Origin of the sequence: Exiguobacterium sp. s157, from assembly GCF_018618205.1 — a bacterium.
Classification (GTDB): domain Bacteria; phylum Bacillota; class Bacilli; order Exiguobacteriales; family Exiguobacteriaceae; genus Exiguobacterium; species Exiguobacterium chiriqhucha.
The window spans coordinates 201,854-214,682 of sequence record NZ_JACSLQ010000005.1; the positions used below are offsets into that span (position 1 = coordinate 201,854).

Below are 12,829 nucleotides of genomic sequence, written 5' to 3' on the forward strand. Positions count from 1 at the left end.
ACTGGTCTTTTTTAAAGGATTGGGCTGAGCAAGCGTGACACGCTCTCTTTGAAACGGATCCATTTCGTTCGTGTCTCATAACGCTCAATCGTTAACCTGTCGGCACATGCGAGGTCTCGATTGAATGCATCGATGACAGACTGGGCAACGACTTCGTCATAAACGAGCGCTGAGATCTCGAAATTGAGACGGAAACTGCGCGCGTCGATGTTCGTCGTGCCGATCGAGGCGACCTCGCCATCGATGACGAGCGTCTTCGCATGGAGGAACCCACCTTCATACGTATATACTTCGGCACCGTAGCGGACGAGCTCGGCCGCATTCGTATACGTCGCCCAATAGACAAACATGTGATCCGGCTTGTTCGGAATCATCAGGCGGATCTTCGTCCCAGACATGAGCGCGTTGCGGCAGGCGTCAAGGAAGCTAGCGTCAGGGATGAAATATGGGGTTTGGATGTAAATCGTCTCTTTCGCCTCGGTGATCATCTTGACGAGCATGTTTTTCAAATGCTCGGTCGACGAGTTCGGGCCAGATGTGACGATTTGTACCGGTGACCGAGACGTCTCGAGTAAAGAAGTCGGCCAACGGAAGTCCTCTTTCTCGGCCCGGTGTTTCGTCGGTACGGCACGGTTCCAATCGAGGAGGAAACGCTCGAGCAGTTCACGAACCGCCTCCCCTCTCATCCGCAGATGCACGTCGCGCCAATAGCCGAACTGACGGTTCGTCCCGAGGTATTCATTCCCGACGTTGAAACCGCCGATATAGCCGATCTCCCCATCGATGATACATAGCTTTCGGTGATTCCGGTTGTTGACGCGGAAGTTGATACCGAGGCGTGACGGGAAGAACGACTTCACCTCGCCGCCGTGCGCGAGGAGCTGTTTGAAATGGGAGCGTCGCAATCCCCGTGAGCCGACGGCGTCATAGAGCAGACGTACTTTGACGCCTTCTTTGGCCCGGCGCGTGAGTGCCTCGATGAGCGCTTGGCCGAGCGAGTCATTTTGAATGATATAGTACTGGATGTTGATTTCCTGCGTCGCTATCTCGATGTCATGGAATAACGCTTCGAACTTCTGCTCGCCATCATGGATGACCTGAATCGCATTATGATACGTCACGAGCGCATTTGTGGAGGATAAGTTCAAGCGGGCGAGCCTTCGATATTTTGACAAGAGCGGGTCATGGGCGAAAAGTCCTTCATGCGCATCAAGCTCGGTCAATTGGTCGTCGACGTGTTTGGCGTACTCGTGACGACGCTCCTCGTCGACCTGATAAAAGTTGTTCGATTTGATTAACCGTCCGAAGAAGATGTAGATGAAGAAACCGAGCAGTGGGATGAAAAACAGCACGAGCAACCAAGCCCACGTCGAACCGATGTCACGCCGCTCGAAAAAGATGATGGTGACGGCGAACGTGACGTTCAAGACAATCAGCACGATACCGAGAATACTGATGATGATTTCAGTTGGGACCATCTCGACGTCTCCTTTATCCTCTAGTTTACCCGATGATGGGCAAAACGAAATGCTCGTTTACAGATACCGCGTCTACAACACAAAAAAACACCGCGCTTGCGGTGTTTTTGGGGTAAACCGATTAGTTTAAGATTGTGATTTGGACTGATTTACGACCGAAGTTGAGCGCTTGCTCTTGTGTCGGCATCAAGAGGTCAATCTTGTTACCTTTGATGGCGCCACCAGTATCTCCAGCGATTGCTTCGCCGTAGCCTTCGACATAAACTTTAGAGCCGAGTGGGATGACTGAAGGGTCAACCGCGATGACTTTTTGGTTCGGGTTCGAACGAACGTCGATTCCTGTTGCCGTGATTCCTGAGCATCCTGCACAGTATGGCGTGTAAGCCGTTGCTTCCACAGTCATCGTCTTACCTGAAGCCGGAGCTTGGGTTTGCGTTGTCGACGTAGACTGTTTCGTCACTGGTGCAGATGTTGATGCTTTTGGTTTAGCGGCTGGTGCACTGTTTGCAACCGATGCTGCGTTGGCACCTTTTACAGAGAATTGTTGACCAGGGAAAATGAGATCTGATTTAAGACCGTTCCATGTCATCAATTGGTTGACAGATACGCCGTTGTTTGTCGCGATGCGATACAACGTGTCGCCTGCTTTAACTGTATACGTTTTTGAAGCACTTGAAGCTTTAGCTTCTGACTTCGCAAGCTTCAATACTTGATTCGGATAAATCATATTAGAGTTTAAGCCGTTCGCTTGTTTGATGTCATTTACTGATACATTGTTGTTCACGGCGATACGGTAAAGTGTATCTCCAGACTGAACTGTGTGTGTTGATGCTGCCGAAGCTGGAGCAGCGACTCCTAAACTAAGGCCAGCGAGTGCCGTTAGTGTCAATAGTGGTTTTTTCATAAGAATATTCCTCCCTTTTCTAACGCCCCCTTACTGTAACACCTGTATATTTCACTGCCGTTACAGCCTGATATGAGAGTGATATCAGTTCAGTTACAGAAGCTTTCAAAGGGATGAGAGGAATCTGAATTTTTACAATCTAGATACAAATGGCTTTGTTGAGCCATTTTCGTCTATACTAAAGAGAAGAGAAAGGAGGTTTTAGTCTTTGGAACTATTACTGCTATATTACATTGTGACTAATTTACTAGCGTTTTTGTCATTTTTCCTCGATAAACGCCGTGCGAAATCAGGGGAATGGCGAATTTCAGAACGAACGTTACTCATTCTTGTTTGGATTGGAGGAGCATTTGGGGCTTATATTGCGATGCGCCTCTTCCGGCATAAGACGTTGAAGCCGATGTTTCGGATCGGTGTCCCGATTGCCATCTTGGTGCACGCCGGTATCACGGGCTGGTTCATCTTCTGACGCCATTATATAGAAGGAACTTGTTAGCACTGTCCAACGGAGATGGAGTCGAAATGTCTGGATTGACGCTTGATAACGAGAAAACGAAGTCTCCACCCGGTGCAAAACCGAAATAAATGTTTGATTGTTGAGGTGAAGAGATGAAAGTTGAAGCAGACATGATTGATGTCCAGTCGTGGACCGAACGGACGATGGAGATCGGGTTCACGACCAATGAGCAGTTTCAAATCTGGCTGGTCACCCAAGGTCAAGTCGAGGTCCGGATCAACGGTACCCGTTTAAGGCTTCGGGCCGGGATGGCATTGATGCTCGACCGCGGACAGGTCACAAAAGTCGAACGGACAGATGACTCGTTTCAAATGACGATGCTTCATGTCGACCCGTTCGACTTGATGGCACCGCCGCTCGCGGAGCAATATGTCACACCGTTCATCGAGACGATTGGCCATCACATGCTGCATCCGGCTGAACCGGGTGACAAGGCCATCCTCGAGACGCTTCATAAAGTAATCAGGAGTTTAAAGAAAGACTCGGCTTTCGCGTTGCTCGATGCGACACTGCAGCTTGTCGTCGTCTGGCGCTATTGGATTCAACGGCCGCCCGTGACGAGGCGGCATGGACAGGAGCGCATGCAACGCATGATTTCCTATATACACGACCATGACACGATGAAGCTGTCGCTCGAAGACATCGCTGCTGCCGGTGGACTGAGCCGGGCCGAGTGTTGCCGTTACTTTTCAAAATGGGGGGACACATCGCCGCTCGCCTACGTCCAAGACGTCCGGATGCAGCGGGCCGCACGTCTGTTATGTGAGACGGACAGTCCAGTCGCTGAAGTAGCGAACCGGCTTGGCTTTACGAGCGTGAGCCATTTCGTGCAGACGTTTAAGAAAGTACATAACCGAACGCCGCTCGCGTTTCGCAAGCAGAAGACATAACAAAAGCCGACACGCGCGTGTCGGCTTTTCTCGTTAACGGGCGGTCCAACCGCCGTCTGCTTTCAAGACGTCGCCATTGACGAAACTCGAATCGTCGGAGGCGAGGAACAACGCGACCTTGGCGATCTGCTCCGGTTCACCCATCGGTGCCTCCCCTGCCCCTTGGATGGCCCGCATCCCGAGCTCGCTCGGCGCGGTGATGGTGGCGCCGATATTCGTATTGACCCCGCCCGGTGCGATGGCGTTGGCCCGAATCTTGTTGAACGTACCGTACGTGGCGGCAATGTTTTTCGTCAGGCCGATAAGTGCGTGCTTCGAGGCGACGTACGAGGCGCCGCCCCGTGTCCCGAACAGGCCACCGACCGAGGCGTTATTGATGATGACGCCGCCCGTTTCTTGCTTGTCCATGATGTTGATCGCGGCCCGGGCCAGTTTCATCGGTCCGGTCAAATTGACGGCGATGACGCGGTCCCACACCTCGTCGGTCACTTCGCCGACGGTCAAAAAGTTGTCCATGATGCCGGCATTGTTGACCAAGATGTCGAGCGAACCGAACGTGCTCGTCGCCGTCTCGACCATCTTGTCGATATCTTCCTGCTTTGTGACATTCCCGGCGACGCCGACGGCTTCCCCACCGCTCGCTTTAATCTCTGACGCGACTGCTTCGACCGTATCCCCGTTCATGTCGACGGCGACGACGCGTGCCCCTTCCTCGGCAAACAGTTTGGCGATGGCCCGTCCCATGCCTGACCCTGCCCCGGTGACAATTGCCGTTCTACCCGATAATTTCACACCGCATTCCTCCTTGTTGAGACAACTCAAGAACGACAGAGAAAACGACAAGTGCAATTTACTCACGTGTCATTAGTCTTTACCCGGATTTGGAGGAAAACGTATCTCTGTTTGGAAGAATCTGCTTCTGTTAAAGTTGTCAGTCACGTACAATGAAAAGATACAGATATTGGAATTTGAGAGGCGGGGTTCGATTGAGTCGTTATCATGCGGAAGTGATTGGAAGCGGGACACCTGTTTTATTTTTACCGGCTGGAGGATTCACTGGTGAAGAAGGCCGTTCGCTCGCCGAGGCGTTGCGCAACGACTTCGAGGTTCATTTGTTAGATTTGCCAGGGTTCGGGAGAAGTGAAGGAATCGAGCAGATCGTGTCGTCCGAACAATTGGCGGATTGGGTCAACGACTATGTCGTCACACATCGACTCGGACCTGTACACGTGATGGCGCATTCGCTAGGAGGTACGGTCGGTCTCGCTTTCGCCGCTCACTATCCCGAGCAAGTGGAGCGGCTCGTCTTGCTCGACCAAGGCCATAAGACGTTCCCGCGCGTTCCGTTGAGAGAATATGGGGTGTTCGGCCTTGCCGTCCCGCTCCTGAGCGGACTTTATCGTCTGTTCGGACCTCGACTCGTCCGGAAAATCGAGACAAAAATCATTTCAGACAACGTGTCAGCTCCGATGCCAGAGGAACAGGTTAAGGCTTTCTGCGCACAGACAGGTCTCACTGAACGAGATGAGATTCGACGTGCGTTGAACGACCCGGCTAAGCTCGGACGAGGCGGATTGAATCTGTTGTTCACCTTCTATCACCTTGACGTGCCGCAGCTCATCCGTTCACTTCAAGTCCCGACGTTGCTTATTTACGGCGATTTTGTCGGACTGGACGACAAAGAAGCCCGATTGACGAAGTCAGCCATGATGGACCTGCAACGGCATGAGCTGCCGATCACTTACATACGAATGACAGGCGGCCACTTCGTCCATTGGAACCCTGCGTTCCCGATTGAACAGGTACGACAGTTTTTACAAGTTGAGAAAGTGAGCAGTCTGTCATGAACCGTCAGCAAAAGATTGTCCTCATTCTTGTGTGCTTATTGTTGGTATCAGCCGGAGTGGCCTGGGCATTTGATTCGACGAAGTAGCCACAATTGCCCGAAGGAGCGGAACCGATTCTCACCTACCCTGTTGATGACCGTAATATGAGTCTTCGCTTTTTCATGAACAGTTACACCGTCGAGGAATGGAGTGACGAGCCGGTTGCGCAAAGCATAGGTCTTGAACTTACTGTCGACAATCAGGTTCGGTCGATTACATCTGAATCGCTGTCCGAAGCAGGCATCACGTGGGCCACTTTCGGCCAATCGTGCGGAGATCCGTCAGCATGTTCCCCGTACGATATCCTTTACGGGATGAACCACGGCGAGACGACAAGAGTCGTCGTCGAGTTGAACGGGGAACGGTTCGAACCGGAACTGTTGAAGACGAAGGCCGGGAATGATGTCTGGTTCGTGCTCGTCGACCAAATCGAGTCGATTGAGTCGATCACCGGTTACGATGCTGCGGGAGACGTATCCTACCGCTTCAACAACTAAAAAAGAGACGGAGGACGGCTGTCCTCTCATCTCTTAGCGTTCACAAGCGATGCCGTCCTTATCACGGTCTTTTGATTTGTTCGCTTCGTATAACGAACTGTTGGCGTAAGGCTTGTACTTCGTCTTCCCACCTTTGTTTTTCGTCGTCTTCGTTTTGGCGACACCGCCCTTGTACGTCTTATTCAGTTCGGTGCAGTTCTTAAATTTTTTCGGTGCAGCGTCCGCGGTTTCTGACGGCGCGATGCTCAGCGTGAACAACGCGATGCCGGCGATGGTCGCACGAAGTAGCTTCTTCATAGTTGTTTCCTCCTTGGTAACAAACGATATGCGTATTAATTCTTGTTTATTATAAGGGCAGTTATGATAAATACCCTGATTTTAAAAAAAGTTAAAGGAAGGTAACCATCTATGGACTTACTTATTCTAATGCAGGACCGGGCCCTCCCGTTACTGCTACTCACACTGTTTCTCATTCTGAACGTGGTGTTCGTCATCGGGATTTGGAAACGACGACGTCACTTCTCCAAAGGTTTTCTCGTGTTCGCGAGCTCGATTGCGTTTCTACTCATGACGTCATCGGTCATCCTCATCATGTTCACGATGTTCATCGGCTACAACCAGTGATGCCTTCTATCCGATGATATCCGTATCAAAATCATCGAGTGCCCCTACGATGTTCGAGGTATGATGAATGCAGAAAGGAGGGAATGCTGATGCTTGAATCACTGAACCGATTGATGGACCACATCGATCAACATTTAACAGAAGACATCACGAGTGAGGATATCACCCGCATCGTCGGGGTGTCCGACTATCATTTTCGACGCATGTTTTCCTATATGGCCGGGATGACGCTCAATGAATACATCCGAAATCGTCGGCTGTCAGAAGCAAATAAGGACTTGATTCATGGGAAATCGGTCACGGACGTGGCCTATACGTATGGCTACCAATCCGTCGACGGGTTCTCTCGATCGTTTCGAGACTGGTGTGGCTTTTTACCGTCTGAAGTGATCAAGAACAAGATTCAAAAGTCATTCCCGAAATTCACTTTCTACATCGACATCAAAGGAGGAATTTCAATGGAATTCAAATTAGAACATAAACCTTCATTCAACGTCGTCGGCGTGTCCAAACGCGTCCCGATTCAGTTCGAAGGCGTGAATCATGACATCGTCGAGTTGGCGCAGTCAATCACGGAGCAACAGCGAAGCGAGATGCATCAATTGGCGGACCTTTATCCAAATCAAGTGCTCAACGTGTCGTACGACTTCGATGAAGGCTATTTGGACGAAATGGGTTCACTCACGCACATGATCGGCTTCGCGACGACGCAAGATAATCCGTATGAGGATCTTGAACAGATTACGATCGAGTCGAACCTGTGGGCCGTCTTCCCGAATACCGGCCCGTTCCCGGAGACGCTCCAGGAGACGATGGCCAAGACGTATGCCGAATGGCTGCCGACGTCGGGATACGAACTGGCCGACTTGCCAAGCATCTCGTTCACGAAGCATGACGGACCGTCGGACAACGTCTATAGCGAAGTCTGGGTGGCGGTCAAACCGAAAACGACGTAAGCACAGAAAAATACCCCTTGAAGACAATTGTCTTCAGGGGGTATTGTCGTTTACTTCGAAGGCTCGTACGCGAGCGCTTCCCCGTTCGTTTCAATCACATGCTTATACCAATCGAACGAGTCTTTCTTCATCCGCTCCATCGAGCCGTTGCCTTCATTGTCACGGTCGACATAAATCATACCGTACCGTTTCTTCATCTCGCCCGTCGTGAACGAGACGATGTCGATGATGCCCCATGGCGTGTACCCAATCAAGTCGACGCCATCATAGACGACCGCTTGTTTCAACTGCTCGATATGCGCCTTCAAGTAGTCGATGCGGGCCGCATCATGAATTTTCCCGTCGACGATCTCATCGACAGCACCGAATCCATTCTCAACGATGAAGAGCGGGATTTGATAGCGGTCGTACAATCGGTTGAGCACATAACGGAGACCGACGGGGTCGATCGACCAGCCCCAGTCGCTCGACTTGATGTACGGGTTCTCGACGCCGTTCGGCAGACCACCGTTGACGATGTCGCCGCTATTATCGGCGACGACGTCACTCTTCACGGTCGTCGACATATAGTAACTGAAACCGAGGTAATCAACGGTCCCATTCTTCAAAATCTCTTCGTCCCCATCGAGGAACGGGATTGAATAGCCTTCACGTTCAAATTCGTTCAAGGCGTAGCTCGGATAGACTCCGCGCACTTGCACGTCCGGGAAGAAGTAACGCTGACGCATCATCTCTTCGGCGAGCATGACATCGTCCGGGTTTGACGAGAACGGATAAATCGGAACGTGTGATACCATCGCCCCAATCTCGAAGTCTGGGTTGATGGCTTTCCCTTTCGAAACAGCGAGGGCGCTCGCGATCAACTCATGGTGCCCCGTCTGATACATCACTTCACGGGCGTTCTCCCCGTCTTCGACGATGACGCCTGAGTTCGTCCATAAGAATAGCGGGTTGTTGACGTCCATCTTGTTGTTGATCTCGTTGAACGTCATCCAATATTTGACCTTGTCTTTATAGCGGTCGAAACACACCTCGGCGAAGCGGACGAAATGGTCGACGACGGCACGGTTGCGGAACCCGCCGTACTCACGTGCGAGATGAAGCGGCATCTCGAAGTGAGATAGTGTGATGATCGGCTCGATGTCGTGCTTTAACAGCTCGTCGAACAAGTCGTCATAAAATTGGAGTCCTGCCTCGTTCGGTTCCGCATCGTCCCCGTTCGGGAAGATCCGGCTCCAACCGATCGACGTGCGGAGACACTTCAAGCCCATCTCGGCAAAGAGCGCGACGTCCTCTTTATAACGGTGATAGAAGTCGATCGCCTCATGGTTCGGATAAAATTCGTCCGGCTCGACCTTGTCCGTGATGCGACGCGCGACGCCGTGAGCGCCGGCCGTCAACACGTCGACGACGCTCGGCCCTTTGCCGTCGGCGTCCCAGCCGCCTTCAAATTGATGCGCGGCGAGGGCGCCGCCCCATAGAAAGTCTTTTGGTAATGTCTTCATCGTAGTTCCTCCTTATTGATTAACAATCGTGAGCATTGGTGTCGTCGTGTCTGTCTGATTACTTGCTTGGACGAGTACGTCAGCGTATGTCGCGCTGTTCGTCACGATGACAGGCGTGATACTTGAAATATTATGTGCAGCGATCATGTCACGGTCGAACGTCGTCAACACATCGCCCGCTTTAAAGCTATCCCCGTCTTTGACGTGTACGGTGAACGGTTTCCCATCGAGCGTCACCGTATCGAGACCGACGTGGATCAACAACTCGATTCCCGTGTTCGAACGGAGACCGATCGCATGTTTCGTCGGTGCGACCATGACGACCGTCCCGTCAAACGGTGCAATGACCTTATTCCCGTCTGGATCGACGGCATAACCTTTCCCCATCGCCCCGGAGGCGAATACATCGTCCGGAACATCGCTCAAGGCGATGACTTTTCCTGAGAGCGGTGAAGCAATCGTCTCTTCCTGGACGAGCGTCGCACTCGCTTCTGCCGTCGCAGGTGTTTCCGTCACTTCTGTCACTTGTTTGGCCGTGTCTTCTCCGAAACCGAAGATTTGAATCAAGACGACCGGAAGGATAATGGCGATCGCTGTCCCGATCAACAGTCCCCAAATCGAGGTCGGCACGTCTTCACTGATTCCGTTCACAAGGGTGAGCGGACCCGGGAGACCGGCGTAAGCGAAATAATACGGGTTGAAGAAACTGGCCACGATGGCTCCGACGGCCCCCGAGATACATCCAAAGATGAACGGTTTCTTGAAGCGGAGTGTCACCCCGTAGATGGCAGGCTCCGTGATTCCGAATAGTCCAGTAATCCCAGCCGAGACACCGACTTTTTTGATTTCTTGGCTCTTCGCTTTCAAGATGACACCGAGAACGGCGCCGACTTGGGCGATGACGGCAATCGTCTGATATGCCTGGAATGAGTCACGGCCATACAAGTCGAAGTTTGCGAGCACCATCGGCGTCACGCCCCAATGGACCCCGAAGATGACGATGACTTGCCAGAGACCACCGATAATTGCGCCAGCGAGCATCGGGGCGTTCTCCGCTAAGAAGTTGTAGCCGTTGGCAATCCCGACCGCACCCATCGTCGTGATTGGTCCGATGACGAGAATCGTGAGCGGCACCATGAGCACCAAACTGAAGAACGGTACGAACAAAGGACGAATGACCTCGTTCATGTGTCGGTTCAAGAACCGCTCGACGTAGGATAAGATCCAGACGAGGAAGAGCGGTGGTAATACCGATGACGTATACGTCGTACCTGACAAGGCGAGACCAAGGAAACTGATCGTCTCCCCTGACGTGATGCGAGCCGCCATCTCGGCCCATGTCGGACTGACCAACGCCGCACTGGCTGCGACGGAGATGAACGTGTTCGTCTTAAAGTGTTTCGATGCCGTGATGGCGATGAAAATCGGTAAGAACGTGAACGGTGCCCATGAGATGAAGCTGAACACTTCGTACGTCCCCGTCTCGGCGAAACCGTCGAACAACAATGTCGTGATGATGAGTACCCCTTGCAAAATCCCGGCTGCGGCCAAGATATAGATGAACGGTGCGAATACGGCGGACATCGTAGCGATGATGCGGTTCAGGACGGTCCCCTTGTTTCCGTCTTCGACCTCAGTCCCTTCGATTTGCACCAGTTTCGTGAACTCATCGAACACTTCCCCGACATGCTGCCCGATGACGACCTGGAACTGGCCACCCGTTTCGACGACCGTGATGACCCCCGGCATCGCCATGACTTGTTCTTTCGCCTGCGGATTCGACCGCTTCAAGACGAGACGGAGTCGCGTCGCACAGCGCGCCGCATTGATGACGTTGTCTTCCCCTCCGACGGCCTCTAAAATATCCCGAGCCAACTTTGAATAATCCCGAACTTTACTCAACTGAAAACCCTCCTTTGATGTAACGCTTACATTTTGTACACTCTTACTATAATTGTACCGGTACAATTAATCAATAGCGATACAATAAATAGTTTGTGAACGTTTCGTAGACATATGTGTGGTATAATGAAGGCAACATTTTCAAGTAGATGAGGGATGAGCGTGCTTAAATATCAACAAGTGGCAGCAGAGATTGAACAGTACATCAATCAACATGATTTGAAGCAAGGAGATAAACTTCCCGTCCTCGAGCAGTTGATGAGCCAATATGCCGTTAGCAAGAGCACGATCACGAAAGCACTCGAGTTGTTGGAGCGGAAAGGGGTCATCTTTCAATTGCGGGGGAGCGGCATCTTCGTCCGGCGCCACAACCGTCCGGGCTATATGAGTCTGTTCTCGACGCAAGGGTTTAAGAGCAACCTCGGTGACCGAGTGTTGACGTCGGACGTGCTCGACGTCTCGGTCACGAAACCGGACGCGACGGTCGCACAGAACCTTGGGATTGACGTGACAGATGACGTCTATCGCGTCGAACGGGTCCGCTTCGTCGACGGCGAGGTGTTCTGTTACGAGGAGTCGTACTATGTGAAGGCGATCGTCCCGTATTTGAACCGAGAGATCGTCGCCGACTCGATCTTCGATTACGTACAGGGCGCACTCGGCGTCACGATCGGCTTTTCGGACATGTATATGCAGGTCGGTCGACTGACTGAGACGGAAGCCGGCTATCTAGGTTTACAGACGGAGGACCCGACGCTCCGCATTGAGACGATTTTCCATCTTTCGAACGGGAAGCCGTTCGATTATTCACGCATCACGTATCATTACGAACACTCACAGTTCGTCGTCCAGGCGAACGGACCATACATGTGAAAACACCGCTCTACGCGATTTGCGTGGAGCGGTGTTTTTGTATGGCTCAGACGAGCGGTTTTCGCTTTAAATCAATCACTGACGTTTACATTTCACTTTCTCCATCGCCTTCGGTAAAAAAGATAAGCGAGCGGGAGCACCGCCAACAACGCGAGTCCGAGCATCCGATATGATGTTGGTTCTGTTGTCTGAACGTCACCTGAACCACCAGTAAGCGCATCCCCTGGTTGCGCTTCGGTGTTGGATTGTGTCTCGACCAAGCGTTTCTGATACATCTCGAGCGTGATCCTGTCTCCTTCGATGAACCGTTTCGCATCGGTCGTCAAGGCGGTCAACTTCTTTCCATCATAGTCAAACCAGGCATTCTCTCGCGAGGAATGGACCAATGTACCGGACACATCAGCTAAGGCAATGGCCAACTCGTCACCATACCCGAACGTGGAGAAGGCGAAGAGGCCCGGTTCCTGCTCGTACGTGCCGATGACATTTCTCGGCTCTCCATCTTGTAGGACGGCTGATACGTACTCCTTGCTCGAGACAAACGTACACATTTCGTCCGACGAATAACAGGATTGCGCGGCAATCATCACTTCATGGAGCGAACCGAACGAGATGGCGCGACTTTCCGTCAAATGATAGTTACTCGGGTCGTCACCTTCGATATGGTCGAGGACGATTGACTCGAAATGTTTTTCAGCAAAACGCTCCGCGGATCGTTCAGTCGGCGCGGCAGCTGCTGACGTAGCAACGAGCGTAAAGGCCCCAGCTAGGGCGAATGTTGTGAGGTGGCGCAACAT

14 protein-coding genes are annotated in these 12,829 nt (G+C 52.0%); 7 read left to right on the forward strand and 7 right to left on the reverse strand.

Features of this window, described 5'->3' with window-relative positions; all coding sequences use genetic code 11:
- Nucleotides 1–11: 11 nt before the first annotated feature.
- Together cls and KNP67_RS11225 are read right to left on the reverse strand one after the other, a co-directional pair.
- Nucleotides 12–1,478, reverse strand: coding sequence for a cardiolipin synthase (gene cls, locus KNP67_RS11220; protein WP_214756603.1), 1,467 nt, complete (start codon nt 1,476–1,478; stop codon nt 12–14).
- A 121-nt stretch (nt 1,479–1,599) separates the two neighbouring features.
- Nucleotides 1,600–2,382 carry a LysM peptidoglycan-binding and 3D domain-containing protein gene (locus KNP67_RS11225; protein WP_214719589.1) on the reverse strand — a complete coding sequence of 261 codons (783 nt, stop codon included), beginning with the start codon at nt 2,380–2,382 and terminating at the stop codon, nt 1,600–1,602.
- A 208-nt stretch (nt 2,383–2,590) separates the two neighbouring features.
- Between KNP67_RS11225 and KNP67_RS11230 the strand changes: the two genes are divergently transcribed.
- Both KNP67_RS11230 and KNP67_RS11235 read left to right on the forward strand, forming a co-directional pair.
- Nucleotides 2,591–2,851, forward strand: a complete 261-nt coding sequence (locus KNP67_RS11230; protein WP_251130851.1) for a DUF1294 domain-containing protein — start codon at nt 2,591–2,593, stop codon at nt 2,849–2,851.
- Between the two features lie 140 nt (nt 2,852–2,991).
- Nucleotides 2,992–3,789, forward strand: coding sequence for an AraC family transcriptional regulator (locus KNP67_RS11235; RefSeq protein WP_214716257.1), 798 nt, complete (start codon nt 2,992–2,994; stop codon nt 3,787–3,789).
- A gap of 33 nt (nt 3,790–3,822) precedes the next feature.
- Here KNP67_RS11235 and KNP67_RS11240 read toward each other — a convergent pair whose 3' ends face one another.
- Entirely contained in the window at nt 3,823–4,581 is a 759-nt protein-coding gene (locus tag KNP67_RS11240) for a glucose 1-dehydrogenase (RefSeq protein ID WP_214716255.1), read from the reverse strand.
- 194 nt (nt 4,582–4,775) lie between these two features.
- Between KNP67_RS11240 and KNP67_RS11245 the strand changes: the two genes are divergently transcribed.
- Nucleotides 4,776–5,636, forward strand: a complete 861-nt coding sequence (locus tag KNP67_RS11245) for an alpha/beta fold hydrolase (protein WP_214756605.1) — start codon at nt 4,776–4,778, stop codon at nt 5,634–5,636.
- Nucleotides 5,637–5,797: 161 nt separating this feature from the next.
- Nucleotides 5,798–6,172, forward strand: a complete 375-nt coding sequence (locus tag KNP67_RS11250; protein WP_214756606.1) for a hypothetical protein — start codon at nt 5,798–5,800, stop codon at nt 6,170–6,172.
- Between the two features lie 33 nt (nt 6,173–6,205).
- Here KNP67_RS11250 and KNP67_RS11255 read toward each other — a convergent pair whose 3' ends face one another.
- On the reverse strand, nt 6,206–6,469 hold the full coding sequence (locus KNP67_RS11255) for an excalibur calcium-binding domain-containing protein (RefSeq protein ID WP_029595456.1): 264 nt from the start codon (nt 6,467–6,469) through the stop codon (nt 6,206–6,208).
- Nucleotides 6,470–6,580: 111 nt separating this feature from the next.
- Here KNP67_RS11255 and KNP67_RS11260 point away from each other — a divergent pair, with 111 nt between their 5' ends.
- Both KNP67_RS11260 and KNP67_RS11265 read left to right on the forward strand, forming a co-directional pair.
- A complete protein-coding gene (locus tag KNP67_RS11260) occupies nt 6,581–6,796 on the forward strand; it encodes a hypothetical protein (RefSeq protein WP_214756607.1) in 216 nt (71 codons plus the stop codon).
- Between the two features lie 89 nt (nt 6,797–6,885).
- Complete coding sequence (locus tag KNP67_RS11265; RefSeq protein ID WP_214756608.1) at nt 6,886–7,752, forward strand: AraC family transcriptional regulator; 867 nt, start codon at nt 6,886–6,888, stop codon at nt 7,750–7,752.
- A gap of 50 nt (nt 7,753–7,802) precedes the next feature.
- Here KNP67_RS11265 and bglA read toward each other — a convergent pair whose 3' ends face one another.
- Complete coding sequence (bglA, locus tag KNP67_RS11270; RefSeq protein WP_214756609.1) at nt 7,803–9,257, reverse strand: 6-phospho-beta-glucosidase; 1,455 nt, start codon at nt 9,255–9,257, stop codon at nt 7,803–7,805.
- A 12-nt stretch (nt 9,258–9,269) separates the two neighbouring features.
- Nucleotides 9,270–11,159: a beta-glucoside-specific PTS transporter subunit IIABC gene (locus KNP67_RS11275; protein WP_131472695.1), complete on the reverse strand. Its 1,890-nt coding sequence runs from the start codon at nt 11,157–11,159 to the stop codon at nt 9,270–9,272.
- A gap of 162 nt (nt 11,160–11,321) precedes the next feature.
- Between KNP67_RS11275 and KNP67_RS11280 the strand changes: the two genes are divergently transcribed.
- Nucleotides 11,322–12,032, forward strand: a complete 711-nt coding sequence (locus tag KNP67_RS11280) for a GntR family transcriptional regulator (RefSeq protein ID WP_034777602.1) — start codon at nt 11,322–11,324, stop codon at nt 12,030–12,032.
- Between the two features lie 92 nt (nt 12,033–12,124).
- On the opposite strand, the gene KNP67_RS11285 is transcribed toward KNP67_RS11280, so the two are convergent.
- Complete coding sequence (locus KNP67_RS11285) at nt 12,125–12,826, reverse strand: hypothetical protein (RefSeq protein WP_214756610.1); 702 nt, start codon at nt 12,824–12,826, stop codon at nt 12,125–12,127.
- Nucleotides 12,827–12,829: the final 3 nt, after the last annotated feature.